This is a genomic window from Cupriavidus sp. C1SS-2L (assembly GCF_057073735.1).
Genome location: NZ_CP172708.1, coordinates 2,256,289 through 2,281,063, shown reverse-complemented (window position 1 = coordinate 2,281,063; position 24,775 = coordinate 2,256,289). Strand labels below are relative to the sequence as shown.

Here is a 24,775-nt window from a genome sequence, read left to right as displayed (position 1 = left end):
GCGCTGCCGCAATCGGTCGCGCGGGGCGTGTTCCCAGTGTTGAGGGAGTGCCGGCACAAGCTGCTGCCGGCGCCCAGAAAGGAATTTCCATGAGCAAACAATTCGACGTGCTGGTGATCGGCGCCGGCCCCGGCGGCTATATCGCCGCTATCCGTGCCGGCCAGCTCGGCCTGAACGTGGCGTGCTGCGAAGGCAACGCCTACGACGATCCCAAGAACGAACCGCGCCTGGGCGGCACCTGCCTGAACGTGGGTTGCATTCCCTCGAAGGCGCTGCTGGCTTCTTCGGAAGAATTCGAGAACGCCCAGCACCATCTGGCCGACCACGGCATTACCGTGGGCGACGTCAAGGTCGACGTGTCCAAGATGCTCAAGCGCAAGGACGACATCGTCGGCAAGATGACCAAGGGCATCGAGTTCCTGTTCCGCAAGAACAAGGTGACGCTGCTCAAGGGCTACGGCAAGTTCGTCGGCAAGACCGCCGAGGGCTTCCAGGTCGAGGTCGCCGGTGAAGTCGTGACCGCAAAGCAAGTCATCATCGCTACTGGTTCGAAGGCTCGCCATCTTCCGGGTATCACGGTCGACAACGACCTGGTCAGCGATAACGAAGGCGCGCTCAAGTTCCCAGCAGTGCCGAAGAAGCTGGGCGTGATCGGCGCCGGCGTGATCGGCCTGGAGCTGGGCTCGGTGTGGCGCCGTCTCGGTGCTGAAGTGACCGTGCTGGAAGCGCTGCCCGCATTCCTGGGTGCCGCTGACGAAGGCGTGGCCAAGGAAGCGCAGAAGCAGCTGACCAAGCAGGGCCTGAAGTTCAGCCTCGGCGTGAAGGTTGACGAAGTGACGACCGGCAAGAGCGGCGTGACCGTCAAGTACACCGACAAGGATGGCGCTGCCCAGACGCTGGAAGTCGATCGCCTGATCGTGTCGGTCGGCCGCGTCCCGAACACCGACAACCTGGGCCTGGAAGCTGTCGGCCTGGCCGCTGATCAGCGCGGCTTCATCGAAGTCGACGATCACTGCGCCACCAAGGTGCCGGGCCTGTGGGCCATCGGCGACGTGGTGCGTGGCCCGATGCTCGCCCACAAGGCCGAGGACGAAGGCGTGGCTGTGGCCGAGCGCATCGCCGGCCAGAAGCCGCACATCGACTACAACTGCATTCCGTGGGTGATCTACACCTTCCCGGAAATCGCATGGGTGGGCAAGACCGAAGCACAGCTCAAGGCCGAAGGCCGCGAGTTCAAGGCTGGCCAGTTCCCGTTCATGGCCAATGGCCGTGCACTCGGCATGGGTCATCCGGAAGGCTTCGTCAAGATGCTGGCCGATGCCAAGACCGACGAGATCCTGGGCGTGCACATCGTCGCCGCCAACGCGTCGGACCTGATCGCCGAGGCCGTTGTGGCGATGGAGTTCAAGGCGGCGAGCGAAGATATCGGCCGCGTCTGCCATCCGCACCCGTCGATGTCGGAAGTCATGCGCGAAGCCGCGCTGGCCGTCGACAAGCGTCAGCTCAATATGTAAGGCATTTGCCTGCATTTGCCTGAGCACCGGCGCGCCGCAACAGCGGCGCGCCGTTTTCACTTGCAAACCATGCCGGATCGAAACGGTGCCGGGCATGGCCGCGAAGGGCGTATTGGTGCCTTTCGCGCGCAGTCCAGAACGAAACAGCCAGCATGAACGTCAGCGAGTACTACGAGAAGGAACTGAAGGAGCGCGGCTACCATTCCGACGAGGCGCAGTTGCGCGCCGTGGCGCGCCTGCAGCAGTGCTACGACGAATGGGTGGCCTACAAGAGCCGGCGCAGCAATGCCATTCGCAAGCTGCTGGTGCACCCGGAAGTACCCAAGGGCGTGTACATGTGGGGCGGGGTGGGGCGTGGGAAGTCCTTCCTGATGGACAGCTTCTATACGTGCGTCCCGGTCGTGCGCAAGACCCGCCTGCACTTCCATGAGTTCATGCGCGAAGTGCATCGCCAGCTCGAAGAGCTGCGTGGCCGTCCCGATCCGCTGGACGAACTGGCCAAACGGATCGCCCGGCGCTACCGTCTGATCTGCTTCGACGAGTTCCACGTCAGTGACGTCGCGGATGCCATGATGCTGCACCGGCTGCTGCAACAGATGTTCGAGAATGGCGTGCAGTTCGTCATGACGTCCAATTACCGCCCGGACCTGCTGTACCCGGACGGCCTGCACCGTGACCGCGTGTTGCCCGCCATTGCGTTGCTCCAGCAGAAGCTGGACGTGCTCAATGTCGATGCCGGGATCGACTATCGCAAGCGCGCACTGGAACAGGTCGAGGCGTATCACACGCCGCTCGATGCCAAGGCCAACTCGGCGCTGCGCGATGCCTTTACGTCCATCGCGGGCGTGGCCGATGAGTCGCCGGTACTGCATATCGAACACCGCGAACTGCGTGCTCTGCGCAAGGCGAATGGCGTGGTCTGGTTCGACTTTGCGACGCTGTGTGGGGGCCCGCGCTCGCAGAACGACTACCTGGAGCTGGCATCCCAGTTCCACACTGTTATTTTGTCCGATGTTCCGCGCATGACGCCGCGGATGTCGTCGGAAGCCCGTCGTTTCACATGGCTGATCGACGTATTCTACGACCACAAGGTCAAGCTGCTGATGTCCGCTGAAGTGCCTGCGGATGAGCTTTACGTCGAAGGTCAGATGGCCAGCGAATTCCACCGTACGGTCTCGCGCATTATCGAGATGCAGTCTCGCGAGTACCTGGAATCCGAACGGCGCACTATGGATACCTCGCTCACCTGAGCGTTGCGGCCGGATTAGCGAAGGCAGCCGGCCATTATTGACCTATATCAAGGCCGATTTGGAGATCGGCATATACCCTCCAACGGGTAAAAAAAGATCTCCATGTCCGCCCCACACGCCAACCTCCTTGCGGACCCTCCGTCGTCCGCCCTCCAGAACGCTTCCGTCAAGCGCACGGCGCCGGCCGCGCGGTCGGCGTGTTTCCATTGTGGGCAGCCAGTGCCCGCGGGCCAGGCGTTGGCCGAGGAGATGGCCGGCCAGCGGCGCGTATTTTGCTGTGGCGGATGCCAGACCCTGGCACGCACGCTTCACTCCGCCGGCTTTGCCCATCTCTATGGGGACGAGGCACGCTTTGCCCGTCCCATCGATGACTCCGCCAGGCGGGAATCCGAACCGGTCTGGGCGGCCTACGATACGCCTGAACTTCGCAGCCAGTTCGTGCGCCCGCTTGAAGGCGGCCGCGCCGAGATCACGCTGGCGCCCGAAAGCATCCGTTGCGCGGCCTGCGCCTGGCTGATCGAGCAGCATCTGGGGCGCTTGCCTGGCGTGGAATCCACGATCGCAAACGTGGCGACGCGCCGCGTCGTTGTGCGATGGCGCGATGCGGAGCAGACGGTTTCCGGCCTGCTGGCCGCATTGGCCGAGATCGGCTACGTAGCATGGCCGTTCGAGGTCTCCCGCAGCGACGAGGCTGACCGTCGTGCGCGTCGCAGCCTGCTGATGCGTATGGCCGTAGCCATGCTCGGCATGATGCAGGTGATGATGTACGCGTGGCCGATCTACACGCACGAGGCCACGATTGACCCCGGCATGCTGCAATTGATGCGCTGGGCCAGCCTGGCCCTGACGTTGCCGGTCGTCTTCTATTCGGCATCGCCGATCTTCTCGGGTGCCCGGCGCAGCCTGCGCCAGCGGCATCTAGGCATGGATGTGCCGGTCGCTATCGGCGTTGCCGCCGGGTTTGTGGCCAGCACCGTGGCGACAGTGCGCGGTGTTGGCGAGGTGTATTTCGATTCTGTGACGATGTTCGTCGCCTTCCTGCTGGCCGCGCGCTATCTGGAGTTGCGTGTACGGCAAGCCTCGCGCAGCGGCGCCGAAATGCTGGCGCGCCAGTTGCCGGCGACATGCGAGCGGCTTGGTGCGGAAGGCGCGGCGCCGGAGCGGGTACCGGTCGCGCGCCTTCAGCACGGAGATCGCATCCGGGTCAGGGCGGGGGAAATCATTCCCGCCGACGGCACGATCGTATCGGGCGCGAGTGAACTTGACGAATCCATGCTGACCGGTGAAAGCCGGCCCGTGCATCGCACCGTGGGCGACATGGCGCTGGCGGGGTGCTACAACACCGCCAGCCCCCTGGAAATCGCGGTGGATCACGTTGGCGCTGGCACGCGGCTGGCCGAGATCGTGGCCGTGCTTGATCGCGCGCTGGCGGAGAAGCCGCGCCTTGCGGCATTGGCTGACCGTGTCGCTGGCTGGTTCGTGGCCACGTTGCTCGTGCTGGCTGCGTTGACCGGCGTGGTATGGGCGCTCTGGATTGACCCTTCAAGGGCCCTGCTGGTCACCGTCGCGGTGCTGGTCGTCAGCTGCCCGTGCGCGCTTTCCCTTGCCACGCCGGCTGCGCTGGCTGCAGCGGGTGCCGCGCTGTCGCGACGCGGCCTGTTGCTCACGCGGTCACATGCGCTGGAGACGCTGGCAGGCGTGACGGATGTCGTGCTGGACAAGACTGGCACCTTGACCGAAGGATGCTTTGCGCTGACGGGGCAACAGACGCTCGGGCCCAAGCCTGCGGCCCAATGCCTGGCGCTGGCGGCTGCCATGGAGGCGGGCAGTGAACATCCGATAGGGCGGGCGCTGGTTAGCGCCGCTGGCAGCGCTGGTGTCGATATCGGCGGCGCGTCCATGGCCACCGTACGCAATGTGCCGGGGCAGGGGGTCGAGGCTCAAATGCAGGGCAAGCGCTTTCGACTCGGGCGCACCGCCTTTGTGGCCGGAATCCGCAATGTAAACGGTGAGGAGCAGATCAAAGAAGCAGACACCGTTTCGGTTCCAGGGTCGACGCAGGTATGGCTCGGCGATGAAGCGGGCATGCTGGCTGTCTTCGCATTGTCCGACAAGGCGCGCGAATCGACGCCGCAACTGCTGGAGGCACTGAGCCGACATGGGGCGCGTTGCCACCTGGTCAGCGGCGACAGCGCCGAGACCGTGCAATGGTGGGCGTCGCGCTTCGGTATGGATCACGCCATCGGCGCCGTATCACCGGAAGGCAAGCGCGACTATGTCGCGAAGCTTCAGCGCAAGGGCGCCGTTGTGCTGGCGGTCGGCGATGGCATCAACGACGCGCCAGTACTTGCGCAGGCGCAGGTGTCTATCGCCATCGGTAGCGGCGCTCCGCTTGCACAGGCAGGTGCCGATGCAGTCCTGACCCACGGCAACGTCGCCGACATCGCGCACGCGCTTGCGCTGGCGCGTCAGACCCGCCGCGTGGTGCGGCAAAACCTTGGCTGGGCCTTCTTCTACAACGTGGTTGCCATTCCGCTGGCAGCCACGGGCGTTGTCACGGCGTGGATGGCAGGGATCGGCATGTCGGTGTCGTCGCTGCTGGTGGTGGCCAATGCCTGGCGCCTTTTGCGCGCGGGCAGAAACGGAGTCTAGGAGTCTGGGAATGGAAACGCTGTACCTGTTGGTCCCAATGAGCCTGGTCCTTGTCGTGGTCATCGCCGGTGCCTTGTGGTGGGCGCTGCACGCCGGGCAGTACGACGATCTGGACCGGCCGGGAGAGGCCATTCTGCTGGACAACGACAAGCCTTGAACCGGGGCCACGGACTTGCCATGTGGAGATAGGTTCAGGGGCAACCTCCGCAACTTGATAAAGATCAACGCGGCAAGAGCGTTGCTTCCATACAGTCACAGTGTCAATCGGTTTATTCTTCTTTCTGTGGGGGTCTGAATGGATGTCTCAGCCGCGTCTTCACGCGTCGACACCTTCAATTACGGCGTCGTAAGACAGTTCGCTGTCATGACGGTAGTCTGGGGGATCGTCGGCATGGCCGTCGGCGTGCTGCTCGCAGCGCAGCTGATCTGGCCGGATCTTAACTTCAACACGCCGTGGCTATCGTTCGGTCGGTTGCGACCGCTGCATACCAATGCGGTGATCTTTGCTTTCGGCGGCAGCGCGTTGTTCGCGACCTCGTACTACGTGGTCCAGCGTACTTGCCAGGCTCGCCTGTTCTGCGGCCCGCTCGCCGCCTTCACGTTCTGGGGCTGGCAACTGGTGATCGTCGCGGCTGCCATCACGCTGCCGCTGGGCATCACCAGCTCGAAGGAATACGCCGAACTCGAATGGCCGATTGATCTGCTGATCACGGCCGTCTGGGTCGCCTACGCCATCGTGTTTTTCGGCACCATCGTCAAGCGCAAGACCCGGCATATCTACGTCGCTAACTGGTTCTTCGGCGCGTACATCCTGACCATCGCGATCCTGCATATCGTCAACAACATCGAGATGCCGGTGTCGATGTGGAAGTCCTACTCCGCCTATGCCGGTGTGCAGGACGCGATGATCCAGTGGTGGTACGGCCATAACGCCGTGGGCTTTTTCCTGACCACCAGCTTCCTGGGCATGATGTACTACTTCATCCCGAAGCAGGCCGAACGGCCGATCTACTCGTATCGCCTGTCGATCGTCCACTTTTGGGCGCTGAATTTCACGTACATGTGGGCTGGCCCGCACCACCTGCAGTACACCTCGCTGCCTGACTGGGCACAGTCGCTGGGCATGGTGTTCTCGCTGATCCTGCTGGCGCCGTCGTGGGGCGGCATGATCAACGGCATCATGACGCTGTCGGGCGCCTGGCACAAACTGCGTACCGATCCGATCCTGAAGTTCCTGGTGGTGGCGCTGTCGTTCTACGGCATGGCCACGTTCGAAGGCTCGATGATGTCGATCAAGACCGTCAACGCGCTCTCGCACTACACGGACTGGACCATTGGCCACGTGCACTCGGGCGCGCTAGGCTGGGTCGCGATGATCTCCATCGGCTCGCTCTACTACCTGATTCCGCGCCTGTTCGGCGAGAAGCAGATGTACAGCGTGCGGCTGATCGAATGGCATTTCTGGATCGCGACCATCGGCGTGGTGCTCTATATCGCCTCGATGTGGATTGCCGGTGTGATGGAAGGCCTGATGTGGCGCGCCACGCAGCCTGACGGCACGCTGACCTACGCGTTCGTTGAAGCGGTCAAGGCCAAGTATCCGTTCTACCTGATCCGTCTGCTTGGTGGCATCTGCTTCCTGTCCGGCATGCTGCTGATGGCCTACAACGTCGCGAAAACCATCATCGGCAAGCGCGCGGTGGATGCACCGATTCCGGTCAGCATTCCTGCCTCCGCTCACTGATTCATCAGGATAGAAACGATGTCCGCAAAACAAAGCTTCTTTTCCCACGAAACGCTGGAGAAGAACATCGGCTGGCTGATTGTCTGCACGATCCTGGTGGTCAGCATCGCCGGCCTGGTGCAGATCGTGCCGCTGTTCTTCCAGCATTCCACGACCAAGCCCGATGTCGGGATCAAGCCGTACTCGCCGCTTCGGCTGATGGGCCGCGATATCTACATCCGCGAAGGCTGCGTCGGCTGCCACTCGCAGCAGGTGCGTACGCTGCAGGCCGAAACCGAGCGTTATGGCCATTTCTCGACGGCGGGCGAGTCGGTCTACGACCACCCGTTCCTGTGGGGCTCCAAGCGTACCGGTCCTGACCTCGCGCGCGTCGGCGGCCGCTATTCCGACGACTGGCAGCGCATCCACCTGCGCAATCCGCGTGACGTGGTGCCGGAATCGGTGATGCCGTCCTACCCGTGGCTCGAGACAGCGCAATTGCCGACCAACGACGTCCAGGCCCGCATGCGCGCGCTGGTTCGCCTTGGGGTGCCATACACCGAGGCCGAAATCGCCAAGGCGCCCGAGGAAATCAAGGGCAAGACCGAAGAGGATGCGCTGGTCGCGTACCTCCAGGGCCTGGGCACCAATCGTCGCAACGTACGTGTGGAAGCGGCCCCTGCCGCGCCTGCAAAGGAGTAAGCCATGGCGATGCTGACTGCGTTTTTCACGGTCGTGTCGATGGTCGTGTTCCTCGGGATCTGCTGGTGGGCCTGGTCGAAAGGCCGGCAGGCCGCCAACCAAGAGTCCGCGATGCTCCCGTTCGCACTGCCTGACGAGATCCACACAACACCGAGCCGGAATACCTAGTCATGAGCGATTTCTTTTCCGATTACTGGAGTTACTACATCGCTGCCATCGCGCTGGTCGGGATCGTGTGGTGCGTGTGGCTGCTGTTCTCCCAACGCAAGGTCACCAAGGTCGCCAACGGCGGCGATGACACTGGCCATGTCTGGGACGGCGATCTGCGTGAACTGAACAACCCCTTGCCACGCTGGTGGATGTGGATGTTTCTGCTGGCCTGCATCTTTGGCCTGGTCTACCTTGTCCTTTATCCGGGGCTGGGCTCCTATGCCGGTGTGCTGAAGTTCTCCACGCAAGGGGAACTGGCTGCGAACCAGCAGGCGCAGGAGAAGCTGCAGCACGATATCTATGCCAAGTACCTGAACATGGATATCAAGAAAGTGGCGGCGGACCCGCAGGCACGCGAGATCGGCCAGCGTCTGTTCCTGAACTACTGCGCGCAATGCCATGGCTCGGACGCGCGTGGCAGCCGCGGTTTCCCGAACCTGACGGATCATGACTGGCTCTATGGTGGGGAACCCGAAACGATCCAGCAGACCATCACCAAGGGCCGCAATGGTGTGATGCCGCCGTTTGCGTCGACCATCGACGGCAAGCTGGCCGGTGACGTTGCGCAGTACGTGCGTTCGTTGTCGGGCCTGTCGTCCGATCCGATCCGTGCATCACGTGGCGAGAGCACCTTCAAGTCCACCTGTGCGGCATGCCATGGCGCGACCGGCAAGGGCAACCAGGCGCTCGGCGCACCGAACCTTTCCGACAATGTGTGGCTGTACGGCAGCTCGGAAGGCAGCATCGTCGAGGCGATCCTGAAGGGCCACAACAACCACATGCCGGCGCACGAGGAAATCCTGACTCCGGAGCGCATCCGCATGCTGACGGCCTACGTCTGGGGCCTTTCGAATACCGGAGGCGCAGGGCAATGATCACAGACTCAGGCCCGGGGCGCGCCGTATTGCATAAGGGGGGGCGCCCATGAATGCACCCGGGACAGAATCGCTGGCCCGGACGGCTGGCCCGCAAGGGCCGGCGTCGGCGCCTGTCGATACCTCCGACGAGACGCTCTACGAGGTTCGCCGCAAGATCTATCCGCGCTCGGTGACGGGGGCGTTCTCCAACTGGCGGGTCTGGATGGTTCTCCTGACCCAGCTCATCTACTACGGCACGCCCTGGCTGCAATGGAATGGCAGACAGGCCGTGCTGTTCGACCTTGGCGCGCGCAAGTTCTACATCTTTGGACTGGTGCTCTGGCCGCAGGACGTCATCTACCTGGCCGTCCTGCTGGTGATCTCCGCGCTATCGCTGTTCCTCTTCACTGCGCTTGCCGGGCGGCTCTTCTGTGGCTACGCATGTCCGCAGACGGTCTACACCGAGATATTCATGTGGATCGAGCGGCATGTCGAAGGCGATCGCTTCGCTCGGATCCGGCTCGATGGCGATCCGTGGAGCGTGCGCAAGTTCCGGCTCAAGGCCACGAAGCACTTCCTGTGGGTGGTGGTCGCGCTGTGGACAGGATTCACGTTCATCGGCTACTTCGCGCCGATCCGCGACCTTGGCAGTCAGGTGCTTGCCTTCTCGCTAGGGCCGTGGCAGGCATTCTGGATGCTCTTTTACGCGTTCGCCACGTGGGGCAACGCTGGCTTCATGCGCGAACAGGTCTGCAAGTACATGTGCCCGTATGCGCGGTTCCAGAGCGTGATGGTCGATCGCGATACCTATGTGGTGACGTACGACGTCGGTCGCGGCGAGCCGCGCGGCAGCCGGTCGCGCAAGGTGGACCACCATCAGGCGGGACTCGGGGACTGCGTCAATTGCAGCATCTGCGTGCAGGTGTGCCCGACGGGCATCGATATCCGCGACGGACTGCAGTACGAGTGCATCGGCTGCGGCGCCTGCATCGATGCGTGCAACCAGGTCATGGACAAGATGGATTACCCGCGCGGGCTGATCCGCTACACGTCCGAAAACGCGATGCGCAAGGCGCTGTCCGCAGCGGTTGCGCGCAAGCGTCTGGTGCGTCCGCGGGTCATCATCTACTCGGTCATCTGGCTGGTACTGGTGGCGGGCTTCGCAGCCTCGCTTGCGCTGCGCACGCCGTTGAAGGTCGACATCATTCGCGATCGTGGTGCGCTGGGCCGGGAAGTGGATGGACGCTGGATCGAGAACGTTTATCGCTTGCAGCTCATCAACACGACTGAGGCGCCTATGCGTATCAGCGTGCGTGCTGAAAGCGATGACCTGAAGAACCTGACCGTCGAATACGATCCGGATGCGCAGGCCCTGGCGCCGACCTCGAACAAGCTGGTGCCGATCCGGATCCGCGTGCCGATCGATGATGCCGCGCAGGGTACGCACAAGATCAGCGTGACAGTGACCAGCGAAGGTACGGGGCAGGGTAGTGCGCAAATCAGGCAATCTACCAGTTTCATCGTGCCGCGCAATTTGTAAAGCTAAAGGCGGTTGCAGCGCATCGGCGCTGTGCCGCACCAACCGCGAGCGCCCGGACAAGGCGCAGACGAAGGGGGCAAGACGATGCAAGAGGGCAATCCGTGGTGGAAGGAGCCGTGGCCGTGGCTGCTGATGAGCGGCCCGTTGCTGGCGATGGTGGCTTGCGGCGTAACGATCTGGCTGGCTTCCGCGAATCCCGACCGGCCTGTGGTCGAAGGTGTCGCACGCCATGGTCTGGTGGTCGAAAAGGTAGGGGCTTCCTCGGGTGGTGCCAAGGCGCCCCAAGCGAGGCAGCCATGAGGCTGCGCTGGCTGATGTGGGTACTGTGGCCAGCGTTCCTGATGGCCGGCGTAGCGACGGCGACGGTGTTTTCCGTGGTCGATCCCGGTGACCTGAATTTCTTCGGCCAGCCCATCGAGGCTTCACGCGAGGCCGTCTACACGATCGGATTCCTGCTCGCGTGGGTCTTCTGCGCGTTGTCCAGCGGCTTGACGCTGTACACGATGCCGACGAAGCTCAGCGAAACGGACGAACTGGAGTAAAAGGGAGGGCGGCCGCCTTGCCACGCAAGGCGGCCGTCTGCTTCAGCAGGAACGGCTGTAGACCTGCTTGATGCCTGCCATGTCGACGAGTTTCACATGGCGCTGGCGAATCTGGATCAGGCCGGCTTCGGCAAAGCGCGAGAAAAGGCGGCTGACGGTTTCGAGTTTAAGCCCGAGATAGCTGCCGATTTCTTCGCGGCTCATGCGCATGACGAACTCGGTCGAAGAATAGCCACGCGCGGAGAGTCGTTCGGACAGGTTGATCAGGAACGCGGCAAGGCGTTCTTCGGCGCGCATGGAGCCCAGCGTGACGAGCATGAGTTGGTCATTCGAGATTTCCTTGCCCATCAGGCGAAGGAACTGCTGCTGCAGCGATGGCAGGTCCATCGAAAGCGACTGCAGGTCGGACAGGCGCACAACGCAGACTTCGGTATCTTCGAGTGCGGTTGCGTCCGACGCGTGCTGCATTTCGCCGAGGCCGTCGAGGCCGACCACCTCGCCGGGCAGATGGAATCCGGTGATTTGCGAGCGGCCGTCTTCCGTGGTCACATGCGTTTTCAAGGTGCCGAAGCGGATCGCATAGACCGCGGTCAACGGATCGCCCATGCGGTACAGGGTCTCGCCCTTGTGGACGCGAACGCGTTCCTGCACCAGAGTGTCCATCTTCTGCAGGTCTTGCTGGTTCATGCCCACCGGCAGGCACAGTTGCCCCATGCCGCAAGTGGAGCAACGGGGCGACATCTCGGTGACGGGAATGGATGTTAGCAATTGGAACCTGCGAGTAATGAGCGGCGAGGGCGCAATGTATGCATTTTAACGCGCGATGTGATGCGGTAGGGAGTTGCAGTTGACATTTGGTGTGCTTCTCAGTGTTTTCATGCTAGCCCTGCTGGGTGGCTTTCACTGCGCTGCCATGTGCGGCGGCGTTGCGCTGGCTGTCGAGCAGCGTGCCGGGGACGTACCGGTTGCCATGGTGCGCCGGCGGCAGGACTGGGTCGTGGAATTGCTCGTCATGCACCTCGGGCGGATTTCCACCTACATGGTGCTTGGCGCGTTGCTCGGCGGGGTGGGTGCGACGGCCTGGCGGCAGGACTATCTGCCGGTGCAGCGCTGGCTGTTCGGGGCGGGCAGCGCCATGCTGCTCTTGTCCGGTTGGAGGCTCCTGCGTGGCGAGGCGTTTTCCATCGTCTGGCTGGAACAGCTTGCGGCGCGGGCCAGCAGGGCCATTGCTGCGGGCATGGCGCGTCCTGGTCGGAAGCCGCCGGTTGGCGTAGTGCGGCGCGGTGGCCTGATCCGGCGCTATGGAACAGGTCTGGCGTGGGGCCTGGTTCCCTGTGGCATGGTCTATGGTGCACTGGCGCTCGCGCTGCTGGCCGGAAATGCGCCGTCCGGGGCGCTGGTGATGGGCGCATTTGGCCTTGGCACGCTGCCGAATCTTCTGGCGCTGTCCAGTTTTTCGGGACTCCTGCGGGCCTGGTCGCGCCGGAGACGGGTCAGGATGGGAGCCGGGGTAGCAGTCATGGCGTTTGGGGCGATGGGTATCACCCGTGCGGTGTTATTGCCACATTCGCTGGCCGAGCATGGCTTCTGCCTGGTGTTCTAAGGCCCGGGGCGACGCGCTGTCGCCGCGTAGTGGTTGCAGGCGTGGGCGGGAATGCCATACAATCCTCTGCATTGCGGTATCGCGCGGCGTGTTTTCCGAGCGGCGCCTGGCAGCCCTTCCAAAAAAAGGGGCGCGCCCAGGGTTTCGGGCAATGAGCTGACATTTCGGCGCCGAACCCTTCCGCAGTCCATCCGGTTCAAAAGATCTGGTTTCAAAAGTCCGGCTGGCACTGCGACCGTGGTGCGGTCATTGCTGGCCCTGCTCCCGATATCCGTTTATTTTCTTGCGGCCTAGGCGGACGTTCGCCGGAAGCCATGTCCGTCCATTTGGGCGCGTGCAAGAGGTTCGTGCACTGGTACTTGCCGGTGACCGGATGATCTCCTGCCGGATCGACCCGGCAAATCGATGCAAAAAGAAGGTGCACGACCTTGAGGCGAAAGCGCTTCCAGGTTTGCTGCGCGACGAGATGGTGGTGGCATTCGCACCGCTGAATCCACAATGTCCAGGGCTCCGGGTTCGTCCGGGAGCAGGTGCAAAGACAGGCTGCACACCCACATGAATACCCAAGAGGCGAAAATCGTCCTCGAGACCGCGCTGATCTGTGCGCAGGAACCCCTGCGCGTAGGCGATCTGCGCCGGCTGTTCGCCGAAGATGTCGGTGCGGATACCATCCGGGTCCTGCTCGATGAACTGCGCCAGGACTGGCGCCAGCGCGGGGTCGAGCTGGTGGCGCTGGCCAGTGGCTGGCGCTTCCAGAGCCGCCCCGAGATGCGCGAGTACCTGGACCGGCTCAATCCTGAGAAGCCACCCAAGTATTCGCGGGCCGTCATGGAAACGCTGGCGATCATTGCGTACCGACAGCCGGTGACGCGCGGCGATATCGAGGAAATCCGTGGCGTGACGGTCAGCACGGAAGTGATCAAGAAGCTGGAAGACCGTAGCTGGATCGAAGTGATCGGCCACCGCGATGTGCCCGGCCGGCCGGCGCTGTATGCAACGACCAAGGCGTTCCTGGACGATCTCGGGCTGCGCACGCTCGATGAGCTGCCTCCTCTCGAAGACGCCCAGGCGCAGGCCCAGGCGACGCTGCTTGACCAGCAGGCAATAGATTTTGAAGAGCTGGCCACGGCGCAGCCGGTGGTCGGCGACGAAGAGGCCTTCCCCGAATCGGGGGCAACGCCGCCGGCAGGCGAGGTGGCTGAAGTCGCCGAAGCCGCACCGGTTGCCGATGAGTCGCCGGCCGAGGCGGCCGACGCTGTCGCACAAGCCTCCGCCGATGCCATGCACGTGGCAGACCTCGCGTCTGCCGTTTCCGAGGCAAACGGCTTCCATGCCGAAGACGCGCCGGGCGATCAGGACGGCGGCAATCCATCCGGCGACGACGACGCTGCGCCGCCGCACGCGAACGAGCACGATGAGCGCGTGCCCAACTGAACAATATGCAACATCCGATAGTGAATACTTTGTCTGACTCCGCTGAACAAGACACCCGGGCCGCCGGGGCACCGGCCGCCGATGGCGCTGCAGAATCCGGATCAGGCTCCGATGGCGCGCCGCGCAGGAAAGGGCTGAGGCGCGGCTTGCGCAACCTGGTGGCTTCGCGCCGGCAGGCTGCGCAGGATCGCGACGACCGCGGCGAGGAGACGGAATCTTCGGCACCGGCCGATGCGGGCGAGGGCAAGGCTGCCGGCGAGGCCGGCGGACGTGCCGCCCCGCGTGGCCGCGGCAAGCGCAAGCCGGCCAGGGCCGAAGGCACCGCGCCGCGTGAAGGCGGCCAACCCGCGCAGGAAGGTGGCGAAAAGGCCGAGTCGGCTGGCCGCAAGCGCAAGCCACAAGGCCAGCGTGCAGCCAGGGTTTCTCCGGAAGGTGACGCCCAGCCGGCAGCCCGGCAACAGGGCCGACGCAAGGGCGGCCCCCAGCAGGGTGGTGTCCAGCAACAGCGCAAGGGTCAACGCGGCGCCGAGAAGTCGGCCGCAGGCAGCGAAGACCTGTTCCGTTTCGTCATTTCCGACCAGTACGACCAGGAAGACACCGTCATTCCCCGCACCAAGGCAAAGCCGGTGCGCGAACTGTCGGCCGACGACGATGCACCGAAGCTGCACAAGGTCCTGGCCGAAGGCGGCCTTGGCTCGCGGCGCGAAATGGAAGAGCTGATCCTGCAGGGCCGCGTCTCCGTCAACGGACTGCCCGCGCATATCGGCCAGCGGATCCTGCCGACCGATCAGGTGCGCGTAAACGGCAAGCTGATCCACCGCAAAGTCTCCACCAAGCCGCCGCGCGTGCTGCTGTACCACAAGCCGGCCGGTGAAATCGTCAGCCAGTCAGATCCGGAAGGCCGTCCGACCGTGTTCGATAGCCTGCCGCGCATGAAGACCGGCAAGTGGGTCGCCGTGGGGCGCCTGGACTTCAATACCGAAGGCCTGCTGATCTTTACGACGTCCGGCGATATCGCCAACCGCTTCATGCATCCGCGCTATGGCGTGGAGCGCGAGTACGCGGTGCGTACGCTGGGCGAACTGGCGGAAGCCGATCGCCAGCGTCTGCTGCATGGCATCAAGCTCGATGATGGCGAAGCCAATTTCCTGCGCATTGCGGATGGCGGCGGCGAGGGCGTGAACCAGTGGTATCACGTGGCGCTGACCGAAGGCCGCAACCGCGAAGTGCGGCGCATGTTTGAGGCGGTTGGCCTGACTGTGTCGCGTCTGATCCGCACGCGCTACGGCCAGTTCCTGCTGCCGCGCGGCCTCAAGCGTGGCCGCTGGCAGGAGCTGGAGGCGAACGAGGTCAAGTCGATGATGACTGCGATCGGCCTGAAGGTGCCCGGCACGAGCGAGCAGGGCGGCAAGGGCGTGACCAAGGTCGGCGGGCGCAAGCAGCGTACCGAGGCGGCGATCGCAGGCATGCCCATGCACACCGGCATGGACGGTTTGCCGCGCGTCGACAAGGGCGGCGCTGGTCGTGGTCAGCCGGATCCGATGCGCACGTCGATGGGCTATATCAGCCATGGTCCGACCGTGTTGACGTCGCACGCCGCCAATCTCGGTGGTGGGCGCGGGCAGGGAGGCGGGCGTGCTGGTGGTGCCGGCCGTGGCACGGGCATGGGACTGGGTGGCCAGGGTCGGCCCCAGCGCCGCGGCGGTGGCGATGTCAACGGCAATGTGATGCCGAAGGCGGCCAAGTCCGGTGGCAGCGGTGGCGGTGGTGGTGGTGGTGGTGGTGGCAACCGCCCGGGCCGTGGCAACAAGGGTGGTGGCGGCAACAATCGCGGTGGCAATCGCGGCGGAAACCGCTGAATCTTCCCGCTCCAACCCCGGCGGCTAGCGCCTGCCGGGGATCCATTACGCGCCGATACATGCCCTTTTGCCTTTTGGACATAATCTGCGTATAATTAAAGTCTATTCAAAAAGTCATCCTCCAGAGGATGGGCGAATGATGGGCATTGCGCCCATTTTTTTTTGGTTCGCCCGTTTGACGCATGCGCGCTGGAGTTGGCTGGCAGGTGGCTGTGCCCATGTCGTCCCAGGCGGGGCAGGCAAAGCCGGCCTGCCTGGTGTTGATGGCCATTATTCGGGAATACAGTGCATCTGGCAGATTTGATCGAAACCACCCTTAACGGCATGGGATACGAGCTGGTTGAGCTCGAACGGGCTCCGGCCGGACTGTTGCGTGTCTATATCGATCAGCCTGAAACCGGCATCGTCATTGAGGATTGCGAGAAGGTAAGCCGGCAGCTGACCCATGTGCTGACCGTCGAGAACGTCGACTATGAACGGCTCGAGGTCTCGTCGCCGGGGCTGGACCGGCCGCTGAAGAAGCTGGCCGACTATGTCCGCTTTGCCGGGGCAGAAGCGCGCGTGACGCTGCGCCTGCCCGTCAATGGGCAAAAGAACTTCACAGGCATCCTGCGTGAGCCCACTGGAGAGGCTGGCGCGGAGAAGGTCGGCCTGGAGTTCGAGGGCAAGGATGGTCCGGCGTTGCTGGAATTCACTGTATCTGATGTCGACAAGGCGCGCCTGGTGCCGGTGATCGACTTCAAAGGAAATCAAAGAAAAGGGAACAAGCAATGAGCCGCGAAGTTCTGTTGCTCGTCGATGCGCTTGCGCGTGAGAAGAACGTCGACAAGGATGTGGTATTCGGCGCGCTGGAGGCTGCACTGGCCTCGGCGACCAAGAAGCGTTTCGAGGAAGACGTGGATATCCGTGTCGCTATCGACCGGGAATCGGGCGAGCACGAGACGTTCCGCCGCTGGCTTGTTGTCCCTGATGAACAGGGCCTGCAGGAGCCGGACAAGCAGATCCTGCTGTTCGAGGCGCGCGATGACGACGCCAGTCTCGAGCTGGGCGACTATGTCGAACAGCAGATCGAGTCGGTCGAATTCGGTCGTATCGGTGCGCAGGCCGCCAAGCAGGTGATCCTGCAGCGTATCCGCGACGCCGAGCGTGAGCAGATCCTGAACGATTACCTCGAGCGCGGCGAAAAGATCATGACCGGCACGGTCAAGCGTGCCGACAAGAAGGGCCTGATCGTCGAATCCGGTCGCGTGGAAGCGCTGCTGGCACGCGACCAGATCATCCCGAAGGAAAACCTGCGCACCGGCGACCGTGTGCGTGCGTACATCCTGAATGTGGATCGCGCCGCGCGCGGCCCGCAGATCGAACTGTCGCGCACCGCGCCCGAGTTCCTGATCAAGCTCTTCGAGAACGAAGTGCCGGAGATGGAGCAGGGCTTGCTCGAGATCAAGGCGGCTGCCCGTGACCCGGGCGTGCGTGCCAAGATCGCCGTCGTGGCGCATGACAAGCGTATCGATCCGATCGGTACCTGCGTCGGCGTGCGCGGTACCCGGGTGACGGCCGTGCGCAACGAGATCGGCGGCGAAGCCGTGGACATCGTGCTCTGGTCCGAAGATCCGGCGCAGTTCGTGATCGGCGCGCTGGCGCCGGCACAGGTACAGTCGATCGTCGTGGACGAGGAAAAGCACTGCATGGATGTGGTCGTCGATGAGGAGAACCTCGCGGTGGCCATCGGTCGCAGTGGTCAGAACGTACGCCTGGCGTCCGAGCTGACCGGCTGGCAGATCAACATCATGACGCAGGAAGAGTCGGCGCAGAAACAGGCCGAGGAAAGCGATGCCGTGCGCAAGCTGTTCATGGCCAAGCTCGACGTCGACGAAGAAGTGGCGGACATCCTGATCGAGGAAGGGTTCTCCACGCTGGAAGAAGTGGCCTATGTTCCCATCAGTGAAATGATGGAAATCGAGGCGTTTGATGAAGACACCGTCAACGAGCTGCGCAACCGCGCACGTGATGCGCTCCTGACGATGGAACTGGCCCGGGAAGAGAAGGTGGAAGAGGTGTCGCAGGATCTGCGCTCGCTCGACGGCCTGAATCCCGAGCTGATCGGCAAGTTGGCCGAAGGTGATATCCATACGCGTGACGACCTGGCCGAACTGGCCGTCGACGAACTCGTCGAGATGACGGGCGTCACCGAGGAAGAAGCCAAGGCGCTGATCATGAAAGCACGGGAACATTGGTTTAACTGAGGGACACGTCCGGGACGCGTGCACAGCACATTGTCCGGACGCGCTTTCCGCATACGATTTGTCCCGACGTAGAAACCATGCATTGAAAGGGTTTGAATGGCAAGCACAACAGTTGCCCAACTGGCCGCAGAACTGAGTCGCAGCGCAGCTGCCCTGCTGGAACAATTGCAGGCGGCTGGGCTGGGCAAGGCGACGCCAGAAGACATCGTCACGGAATCGGATAAGACCAGGCTGCTGGACTATCTGAAGCGCTCGCACGGCCAGGCCGATGACAGCGCACGCAAGAAGATCACACTGACCAAGCGTGAGACTTCCGAGATCCGTCAGGCTGACTCCACCGGCAAGACTCGTACCGTCCAGGTCGAGGTACGCAAGAAGCGCGTGCTGATCAAGCGTGACGAGGCGGGCGCCGACCAGCACAACGAGGCTGCGGATCAGCATGCCTTGGCAGCCGAGGCTGCTGAGCAGGCACGCCGCGAGGAAGAGGAACGCCAGCAGGCTGCAGAGCTGGCGCGCCAGGAAGCCGAAGCGAAGGCACGCCGCGAGGCCGCCGAGCGCGAGGAAGCCGAGCGCCGCGCCAAGCAGGAGGCACTGGAAGCCGAACAGCGCCGCCAGGCTGAACTGCTTGCCAGGAAGGCCGAAGAGGAAGCCGCTGCCGCGCGTGCCGTGGGCGAGGCCGCCGAGGACGCTTCGCGCAAGAAGGCCGAAGACGAGCAGGCTCGTGTCGCCGTCGAGCGCGCTGCCGCGCAAAAGGCTGCCGACGATGCCAAGGCTGCCGCCGACAAGGCGCGTGCCGAGCAAGACGCCGCACGCAAGCGCCGCGAGGCTGCCGAAGCCGAAGCCCGCGCCATCCAGCAGATGCTGAATGCGCCGGCGCGCGTGCTCAAGGCACCGTCCGAGCGCAAGGCCGAGGAAAAGAAGGCCGAGCAGACTGGTACGCTGCACAAGCCGGTGAAGCCGGCTTCCGCGACCGCGACCGAAGCCAAGGCGGGCGACAAGAAGCCCGCGGCGACGACCACGACCACGACCGCGACCACCACCGCCGACAAGAAGGGCAAGACCGGCAAGCCCGGTTCGTGGCAGGACGACAGCAGCCGTAAGAAGGGCAGTGGCCTGAAGACGCGTGGCGATTCGTCGGGCGGCGTGGGTGGTTGGCGCGGTGGCCCGCGCGGCCGTGGCGGCCGTCAGCAGCATGCCGACGATGGCCGCAGCAACTTCCAGGCACCGACCGAACCGGTGGTGCGTGAAGTGCACGTGCCGGAAACCATCTCGGTGGCCGACCTGGCGCACAAGATGGCCGTGAAGGCGTCCGAGGTCATCAAGCAGATGATGAAGCTCGGCCAGATGGTCACGATCAACCAGGTGCTGGACCAGGAAACCGCCATGATCGTGGTGGAAGAAATGGGCCACAAGGCGTTCGCCGCCAAGCTGGACGATCCGGAAGCGCTGCTCGTGGTGGACGGTGAAGAACACACCGACGCCGAACAGCTGCCGCGTCCGCCGGTGGTGACCGTGATGGGTCACGTCGACCACGGCAAGACCTCGCTGCTGGACTACATCCGCCGCGCCAAGGTGGCGGCGGGCGAAGCTGGCGGCATTACGCAGCACATCGGTGCCTACCATGTGGAAACCGAGCGTGGCGTGATCACGTTCCTGGATACCCCGGGTCACGAGGCCTTCACGGCCATGCGTGCCCGCGGTGCCAAGGCGACCGATATCGTGATCCTGGTGGTCGCGGCCGACGACGGTGTGATGCCGCAGACCAAGGAAGCCATTGCGCACGCCAAGGCTGCCGGCGTGCCGATCGTCGTGGCGATCAACAAGATCGACAAGCCGGATGCCAACCCGGACCGCGTCAAGCAGGAACTGGTGGCGGAGCAGGTGTTGCCGGAAGAGTACGGTGGCGATTCGCCGTTCGTGCCAGTGTCCGCCAAGACCGGTGCAGGCATCGAGGATCTGCTGGAGCAGGTGCTGCTGCAGGCTGAAGTGCTGGAACTGAAGGCGCCGGTGGATGCACCTGCCAAGGGTCTGGTGGTGGAAGCCCAGCTCGACAAGGGCAAGGGCCCGATCGCGACGATCCTGGTCAGCAGCGGCACGCTCAAGCGTGGCGATGTGGTGCTGGCTGGCAGCGCCTACGGCCGCGTGCGTGCCATGCTGGACGAGAACGGCAAGCCGACCAAGGAGGCAGGTCCGTCGATCCCGGTGGAAATCCAGGGTCTGTCGGAAGTGCCCGCCGCGGGCGAGGAAGTGCTGGTGCTGCCGGACGAGCGCAAGGCACGTGAAATCGCGCTGTTCCGCCAGGGCAAGTTCCGCGACGTGAAGCTCGCCAAGCAGCAGGCCGCGAAGCTGGAGACCATGCTGGAGCAGATGACGGAAGGCGACGTGCAGACGCTGCCGCTGATCGTCAAGGCCGACGTGCAGGGTTCGCAGGAAGCGCTGGTGCAGTCGCTGCAGAAGCTGTCGACCGCGGAAGTGCGCGTGCAGATCGTGCATGCTGGCGTGGGCGCCATCTCGGAGTCGGACGTCAACCTGGCGACCGCTTCGAAGGCGGTCATCATCGGCTTCAACGTGCGTGCCGACGCTGGTGCGCGCAAGCTGGCCGAGAACCATGGCATCGACATCCGCTACTACAACATCATTTACGATGCGGTAGACGAGATCAAGGCGGCCATGTCGGGCATGCTGGCGCCGGAGAAGCGCGAGACCACGATTGGTCAGGTGGAAGTGCGCCAGGTGTTCCGCGTGCCGAAGATCGGCGCGGTGGCCGGCTGTATGGTTACCGACGGTCTGGTCAAGCGCAACTCGCTGGTGCGCGTGCTGCGCAACAACGTGGTTGTCCACACCGGCGAACTCGACTCGCTCAAGCGATTCAAGGACGACGTCAAGGAAGTCAAGCAAGGCTTCGAGTGCGGTCTGTCGATCAAGAACTTCAACGATGTTCAAGAAGGCGACCAGCTCGAAGTGTACGAAATCACCGAGGTGGCGCGTACGCTGTAAGGCGATACGCAAAACGGCAGGCTCCGGCCTGCCGTTTTCACTTTGGAACAAGACAGTATTGAATGGCCAAGAAAGGCAATATCTCCTCCCGCAATCTGCGCATTTCCGACCAGATTCAGAAAGAACTGGCCGAAATGATCCAGCGCGAAATCCGTGATCCGCGCCTGGGGCTCGTGACGCTCCAGTCCGTGGCGCTGACGCCGGACTACGCGCACGCCAAGGTGTATTTCACCGTGCTCGGTGCGGAACCCGAAGTGGCCGCTGCCATTCTCAAGGAGAAGGCTGGCTACCTGCACTCGCTGCTGTTCAAGCGCCTGCACATCCATACGGTGCCGACGCTGCATTTCCATCACGACACGTCGGTGGAGCATGCGATCGAGATGTCCAAGCTGATCAACGAAGCGAACGCCACGCGTTCCAAGGACGACTGATTCCGGCCTCGCCGGGAAGCGCCGTCCTGGCGCGGGCCGTATCGCCCGTCGCCCCGCATTGTTTCCATGACTGACTCCGCAAACAATCGTCCGCCCCGGCTGCCGCGCCGCGAGGTGCACGGCGTGCTGTTGCTCGACAAGCCGCTAGGGCTGTCTTCCAACGACGCGCTCGTGCGCGCCAAACGCCTGCTGCGGGCCCTCAAGGCCGGCCACACCGGCACGTTGGACCCTCTCGCCACAGGGCTGCTGCCGCTTTGCTTTGGCGAGGCGACGAAGTTCTCGCAGGACTTGCTCGATGCGGACAAGACTTACGAGGCGGTCGTCAGGCTCGGTCAGAAAACCACAACCGGCGATGCCGAAGGCGAAGTTGTGGTTGAGCGGCCGGTGAGCTGCGACCGTGCCGGGCTGGACGCCGCAATCGCACGATTCCTCGGTGAGATCGACCAGGTTCCGCCGATGCATTCTGCGCTGAAGAAGGATGGCCGGCCGCTGTACGAGTACGCGCGAGCGGGGCAGACCGTGGAGCGACCCGCCCGGCGCGTCACGATTCACGCGATCGACGTGCTCGATTGTGCTTTGCTGCTGGCGCCTTCCTTCACGATGCGGGTGAAGTGCAGCAAGGGTACGTATATTCGCACGCTGGCCGAGGATATTGGCGAGGCGCTCGGCTGTGGCGCACACCTGACCGGGTTGCGCCGCATCGCTGTCGGCGACCTGACGCTCGATGGCGCTGTGACGCTCGATCAGATCGACGCGCAGGCGGACGAGGCCCGCCCGGCCATGCTGGCGCCGGTCGATGCGCTGTTGCGACGCTGCCCGCCGGTGACGCTGTCCGCCGAAGCGATGTCGCGCTTCCTGCAAGGTCAACGCCTCGCATACCGGGATCTGGACCCCGACAGTGCGCCGCAGGAAGGCGTGCTTGCGCGTGTCTATGGCGGCGAGCCGCCGAAGCTGCTCGGCGTGGCCCGCATGCGTGAAGGCGCCCTGCGGCCGGAACGACTGGTCCGGCTGTAAGCGTCCGGCAGGCCGCTCCCACGCAGACATTGCAACAGGCGGAAGGTGTTGCCGCCGCCGACTACGATCAGCTCGGCGCTGTCGATGATCCGGCGTGCCGCTTCCGCGTCGCCCACGCGGTTCAGAGACCGTACCGATGCGAATTCAAGCGCTCAGATTGTGCGGGTACAGACCAATCGCTCGCCTACAATGCAAGAGCCGTGTGAAGGCCAATGGCAACAGGAGGCAGCATGAGCGAGCAGATCAGCCAGTTCCGACCTCTCGATCCGGGCCGGATCAACCTGATGGACCCGGCGGAGGTGCAGTACTGGTGTCAGGAACTGGGATGTACCGCAAGCGCCCTGGAGGACGCGGTGGACGAGGTGGGAGAGCACATTGCGGCGGTGCGCGCACAGTTGGAGGCGGGGCAGCCAGGCGCGCATTGACGGCGATGCACACGGTCCGGCGCAGTCAGGCCGTGCCGTAGTCAAACAAGCCACGCGGTTCCGGGGGATCCGGAGCCGCGTGGCTTTGTTACGAGCCGCTCGCGGGCGTCGGCGCTTGTTCCCGCCTGTTCCCGTCTGTTCCGGTCTGTTCCCGGATGTTTCCGTCTGTTCCTGTCAATGTGCGCCGGCTGCGGCGTCTGCTCCTGCGCCGCCCTTGCCCGGCTTGGTGAGCCACACGAAGCCAATCAGCACGAAGAACAGTACGCCCGAGATCCAGAAGATGTCGTTCGCGCCGAGCATCGCCGCCTGCTGGCTGATGTTGCGCTCCATGACGCCGACGGCCTGTGCCTGGTTCATGCCCATCTGCATCAGGTGGTGCAGTTGCTCGGAGTAGGCCGGGTTGTAGGGATTGATCTTCTCCACCAGTTGCGCGTGGTGCAGGGCCGAGCGGTTCTCCCACACCGTGGTCGAAATCGACGCGCCGATACCACCGAACGTGATACGCACGAAGTTCGACAGGCCGGACGCCGCCGGGATTTTCTCCGGTGGCTGGCCGGACAGGATGATCGACGTGAGCGGGATGAAGAACATCGCCATGGCGGCGCCCTGGATCAGCGTAGGGATCATCAGCGTGACGGTGTCCACTTGCGTGGTGAATCCGGCACGCATGAGGCTCACGATGCCGAACGTGATGAACGCTGCCGTGGCGACCCACCGTGCGTCCATCTTCGGCAGGTTGCGTCCGATGAGCGGCGACAGCAGGATCGCGAAGATCCCCACGGGCGCCATCACAATGCCGGCGTCGGTGGCCGTGTAGCCCACGATGGTCTGCAACCACAACGGCAGGATCACCAGGTTGCCGAAGAACAGCCCGTATGCGACCGAGATCGCCACCACGCCCGAGCTGAAGTTCCGGCCCTTGAACAGGGTGATGTCGACGATCGGATGCTTCTCGTAGGTCTCCCATACCAGGAAGAACAGGAAGCCGAGCACGGCCACCAGCGTAAGTACCACGATCTCGGTCGAGTGGAACCAGTCGAGCTCCTTGCCCTTGTCGAGCATGAGCTGCATCGAACCCACCCAGATCACCAGCAGCGCGAGCCCGATGCGGTCGATCGGCAGCACCTTGGTTGGCGTTTCACGGTCCTTGTAGATCGCCCACGTGGCGTACGCGGTAAGCAGGCCCACCGGCACGTTGATATAGAAGATCCACGGCCACGTCATGTTGTCCGAGATCCAGCCGCCGAGCAGCGGCCCCATGATCGGCGCCACGAGCGTGGTCATGCCCCACAGCGCGAGCGCCATGGTGCTCTTCTGCGGCGGGTAGCTCGACAGCAGCAGCGACTGCGACAGCGGGATCATCGGCCCGGCCACGGCGCCCTGGAGGATACGTGCTGCGAGCAGCGTTTCCAGGTTAGGCGCGACGCCGCACAGCCACGACGACAGCACGAACAGCAGGATCGACGTGATGAACAGGCGCACCGCGCCGAAGCGCGTGGTGAGCCAGCCCGTCAGCGGCACCGAGATCGCGTTGGCCACCGCGAACGAGGTGATGACCCAGGTGCCCTGGTTCGGCGCCACGCCGAGGTCGCCTGAAATCGCCGGGATCGACACGTTGGCGATCGACGAATCCAGCACGTTCATGAACGTGGCCAGCGACAGCGCGATGGTGCCGATCACCAGCTTGCCGCCGCTCAGCGGCTGCGGCTGCGCGGGGCGCGCCGGCAGCTTTGGTGCGGCGCCGGCGCGTTCAGCCACGGTCAGTGCGTCCGCCAT

23 protein-coding genes are annotated in these 24,775 nt (G+C 63.8%); 20 read left to right on the top strand and 3 right to left on the bottom strand.

Annotation, left to right across the window (positions count from 1 at the left end; genetic code table 11):
• The first annotated feature begins 89 nt into the window (after positions 1–89).
• The 11 genes from lpdA (at position 90) to ACIGJG_RS10510 (ending at position 10,990) form a co-directional block, all read left to right on the top strand.
• Complete coding sequence (lpdA, locus tag ACIGJG_RS10560) at positions 90–1,514, top strand: dihydrolipoyl dehydrogenase (protein ID WP_011298207.1); 1,425 nt, start codon at positions 90–92, stop codon at positions 1,512–1,514.
• Positions 1,515–1,666: 152 nt separating this feature from the next.
• Positions 1,667–2,764 (top strand): cell division protein ZapE, encoded by a 1,098-nt coding sequence (gene zapE / locus ACIGJG_RS10555; protein WP_011298206.1) that lies wholly within the window; start codon positions 1,667–1,669, stop codon positions 2,762–2,764.
• Between the two features lie 102 nt (positions 2,765–2,866).
• Entirely contained in the window at positions 2,867–5,416 is a 2,550-nt protein-coding gene (locus tag ACIGJG_RS10550; RefSeq protein WP_011298205.1) for a heavy metal translocating P-type ATPase, read from the top strand.
• 10 nt (positions 5,417–5,426) lie between these two features.
• Entirely contained in the window at positions 5,427–5,573 is a 147-nt protein-coding gene (gene ccoS, locus ACIGJG_RS10545; RefSeq protein WP_011298204.1) for a cbb3-type cytochrome oxidase assembly protein CcoS, read from the top strand.
• Positions 5,574–5,711: 138 nt separating this feature from the next.
• Positions 5,712–7,160 carry a cytochrome-c oxidase, cbb3-type subunit I gene (ccoN, locus tag ACIGJG_RS10540; protein ID WP_011298203.1) on the top strand — a complete coding sequence of 483 codons (1,449 nt, stop codon included), beginning with the start codon at positions 5,712–5,714 and terminating at the stop codon, positions 7,158–7,160.
• An 18-nt stretch (positions 7,161–7,178) separates the two neighbouring features.
• Entirely contained in the window at positions 7,179–7,841 is a 663-nt protein-coding gene (ccoO, locus tag ACIGJG_RS10535; RefSeq protein WP_011298202.1) for a cytochrome-c oxidase, cbb3-type subunit II, read from the top strand.
• A 3-nt stretch (positions 7,842–7,844) separates the two neighbouring features.
• The gene (locus tag ACIGJG_RS10530) at positions 7,845–8,009 is read left to right on the top strand and encodes a cbb3-type cytochrome oxidase subunit 3 (RefSeq protein WP_011298201.1); all 165 of its coding nucleotides are present in this window, start codon (positions 7,845–7,847) and stop codon (positions 8,007–8,009) included.
• Between the two features lie 2 nt (positions 8,010–8,011).
• Complete coding sequence (ccoP, locus tag ACIGJG_RS10525; RefSeq protein WP_220630881.1) at positions 8,012–8,926, top strand: cytochrome-c oxidase, cbb3-type subunit III; 915 nt, start codon at positions 8,012–8,014, stop codon at positions 8,924–8,926.
• Positions 8,927–8,975: 49 nt separating this feature from the next.
• Entirely contained in the window at positions 8,976–10,448 is a 1,473-nt protein-coding gene (ccoG, locus tag ACIGJG_RS10520; protein ID WP_011298199.1) for a cytochrome c oxidase accessory protein CcoG, read from the top strand.
• A gap of 84 nt (positions 10,449–10,532) precedes the next feature.
• On the top strand, positions 10,533–10,748 hold the full coding sequence (locus tag ACIGJG_RS10515) for a FixH family protein (protein ID WP_140950869.1): 216 nt from the start codon (positions 10,533–10,535) through the stop codon (positions 10,746–10,748).
• On the top strand, positions 10,745–10,990 hold the full coding sequence (locus ACIGJG_RS10510; protein ID WP_011298197.1) for a hypothetical protein: 246 nt from the start codon (positions 10,745–10,747) through the stop codon (positions 10,988–10,990). Before ACIGJG_RS10515 ends, ACIGJG_RS10510 begins: the two co-directional genes overlap by 4 nt.
• Before the next feature lie 42 nt (positions 10,991–11,032).
• Here the strand turns inward: ACIGJG_RS10510 and fnr are convergent, their stop codons facing one another.
• The gene (gene fnr, locus ACIGJG_RS10505; protein ID WP_041679641.1) at positions 11,033–11,758 is read right to left on the bottom strand and encodes a fumarate/nitrate reduction transcriptional regulator Fnr; all 726 of its coding nucleotides are present in this window, start codon (positions 11,756–11,758) and stop codon (positions 11,033–11,035) included.
• Positions 11,759–11,837: 79 nt separating this feature from the next.
• On the opposite strand from fnr, the gene ACIGJG_RS10500 reads away from it, so the two are divergent.
• The 8 genes from ACIGJG_RS10500 (at position 11,838) to truB (ending at position 22,574) form a co-directional block, all read left to right on the top strand.
• The gene (locus ACIGJG_RS10500) at positions 11,838–12,593 is read left to right on the top strand and encodes a sulfite exporter TauE/SafE family protein (RefSeq protein ID WP_140950870.1); all 756 of its coding nucleotides are present in this window, start codon (positions 11,838–11,840) and stop codon (positions 12,591–12,593) included.
• A 555-nt stretch (positions 12,594–13,148) separates the two neighbouring features.
• On the top strand, positions 13,149–14,027 hold the full coding sequence (scpB, locus tag ACIGJG_RS10495; protein ID WP_041679640.1) for an SMC-Scp complex subunit ScpB: 879 nt from the start codon (positions 13,149–13,151) through the stop codon (positions 14,025–14,027).
• 5 nt (positions 14,028–14,032) lie between these two features.
• Entirely contained in the window at positions 14,033–15,886 is a 1,854-nt protein-coding gene (gene rluB / locus ACIGJG_RS10490; RefSeq protein WP_483672308.1) for a 23S rRNA pseudouridine(2605) synthase RluB, read from the top strand.
• A 285-nt stretch (positions 15,887–16,171) separates the two neighbouring features.
• Positions 16,172–16,660 carry a ribosome maturation factor RimP gene (gene rimP, locus ACIGJG_RS10485; protein ID WP_011298192.1) on the top strand — a complete coding sequence of 163 codons (489 nt, stop codon included), beginning with the start codon at positions 16,172–16,174 and terminating at the stop codon, positions 16,658–16,660.
• On the top strand, positions 16,657–18,132 hold the full coding sequence (nusA, locus tag ACIGJG_RS10480; RefSeq protein ID WP_011298191.1) for a transcription termination factor NusA: 1,476 nt from the start codon (positions 16,657–16,659) through the stop codon (positions 18,130–18,132). Before rimP ends, nusA begins: the two co-directional genes overlap by 4 nt.
• A 96-nt stretch (positions 18,133–18,228) precedes the next feature.
• Positions 18,229–21,129: a translation initiation factor IF-2 gene (infB, locus tag ACIGJG_RS10475; protein ID WP_011298190.1), complete on the top strand. Its 2,901-nt coding sequence runs from the start codon at positions 18,229–18,231 to the stop codon at positions 21,127–21,129.
• A gap of 62 nt (positions 21,130–21,191) precedes the next feature.
• Positions 21,192–21,560 (top strand): 30S ribosome-binding factor RbfA, encoded by a 369-nt coding sequence (rbfA, locus tag ACIGJG_RS10470; RefSeq protein ID WP_011298189.1) that lies wholly within the window; start codon positions 21,192–21,194, stop codon positions 21,558–21,560.
• Positions 21,561–21,626: 66 nt separating this feature from the next.
• Entirely contained in the window at positions 21,627–22,574 is a 948-nt protein-coding gene (gene truB / locus ACIGJG_RS10465) for a tRNA pseudouridine(55) synthase TruB (RefSeq protein ID WP_483672307.1), read from the top strand.
• Here truB and ACIGJG_RS10460 read toward each other — a convergent pair.
• Positions 22,490–22,690, bottom strand: coding sequence for a Type 1 glutamine amidotransferase-like domain-containing protein (locus ACIGJG_RS10460; protein WP_235679809.1), 201 nt, complete (start codon positions 22,688–22,690; stop codon positions 22,490–22,492). The genes truB and ACIGJG_RS10460 overlap by 85 nt on opposite strands.
• Before the next feature lie 114 nt (positions 22,691–22,804).
• Between ACIGJG_RS10460 and ACIGJG_RS10455 the strand changes: the two genes are divergently transcribed.
• Positions 22,805–22,999 (top strand): DUF3606 domain-containing protein, encoded by a 195-nt coding sequence (locus ACIGJG_RS10455; protein ID WP_041679639.1) that lies wholly within the window; start codon positions 22,805–22,807, stop codon positions 22,997–22,999.
• Positions 23,000–23,173: 174 nt separating this feature from the next.
• Here the strand turns inward: ACIGJG_RS10455 and ACIGJG_RS10450 are convergent, their stop codons facing one another.
• On the bottom strand, positions 23,174–24,775 hold the full coding sequence (locus ACIGJG_RS10450; RefSeq protein ID WP_011298187.1) for a DHA2 family efflux MFS transporter permease subunit: 1,602 nt from the start codon (positions 24,773–24,775) through the stop codon (positions 23,174–23,176).

Coding starts and splice junctions, on each gene's coding strand:
- ACIGJG_RS10455 (WP_041679639.1), top strand. CDS start 22,805: ATGAGCGAGCAGATCAGCCAGTTCCGACCTCTCGATCCGGGCCGGATC.
- ACIGJG_RS10450 (WP_011298187.1), bottom strand. CDS start 24,775: ATGGCGGACGCACTGACCGTGGCTGAACGCGCCGGCGCCGCACCAAAG.
- rbfA (WP_011298189.1), top strand. CDS start 21,192: ATGGCCAAGAAAGGCAATATCTCCTCCCGCAATCTGCGCATTTCCGAC.
- zapE (WP_011298206.1), top strand. CDS start 1,667: ATGAACGTCAGCGAGTACTACGAGAAGGAACTGAAGGAGCGCGGCTAC.
- ccoS (WP_011298204.1), top strand. CDS start 5,427: ATGGAAACGCTGTACCTGTTGGTCCCAATGAGCCTGGTCCTTGTCGTG.
- lpdA (WP_011298207.1), top strand. CDS start 90: ATGAGCAAACAATTCGACGTGCTGGTGATCGGCGCCGGCCCCGGCGGC.
- truB (WP_483672307.1), top strand. CDS start 21,627: ATGACTGACTCCGCAAACAATCGTCCGCCCCGGCTGCCGCGCCGCGAG.
- ACIGJG_RS10550 (WP_011298205.1), top strand. CDS start 2,867: ATGTCCGCCCCACACGCCAACCTCCTTGCGGACCCTCCGTCGTCCGCC.
- rluB (WP_483672308.1), top strand. CDS start 14,033: ATGCAACATCCGATAGTGAATACTTTGTCTGACTCCGCTGAACAAGAC.
- ACIGJG_RS10515 (WP_140950869.1), top strand. CDS start 10,533: ATGCAAGAGGGCAATCCGTGGTGGAAGGAGCCGTGGCCGTGGCTGCTG.
- ACIGJG_RS10510 (WP_011298197.1), top strand. CDS start 10,745: ATGAGGCTGCGCTGGCTGATGTGGGTACTGTGGCCAGCGTTCCTGATG.
- ccoG (WP_011298199.1), top strand. CDS start 8,976: ATGAATGCACCCGGGACAGAATCGCTGGCCCGGACGGCTGGCCCGCAA.
- ccoP (WP_220630881.1), top strand. CDS start 8,012: ATGAGCGATTTCTTTTCCGATTACTGGAGTTACTACATCGCTGCCATC.
- scpB (WP_041679640.1), top strand. CDS start 13,149: ATGAATACCCAAGAGGCGAAAATCGTCCTCGAGACCGCGCTGATCTGT.
- infB (WP_011298190.1), top strand. CDS start 18,229: ATGGCAAGCACAACAGTTGCCCAACTGGCCGCAGAACTGAGTCGCAGC.
- ccoN (WP_011298203.1), top strand. CDS start 5,712: ATGGATGTCTCAGCCGCGTCTTCACGCGTCGACACCTTCAATTACGGC.
- ccoO (WP_011298202.1), top strand. CDS start 7,179: ATGTCCGCAAAACAAAGCTTCTTTTCCCACGAAACGCTGGAGAAGAAC.
- ACIGJG_RS10530 (WP_011298201.1), top strand. CDS start 7,845: ATGGCGATGCTGACTGCGTTTTTCACGGTCGTGTCGATGGTCGTGTTC.
- nusA (WP_011298191.1), top strand. CDS start 16,657: ATGAGCCGCGAAGTTCTGTTGCTCGTCGATGCGCTTGCGCGTGAGAAG.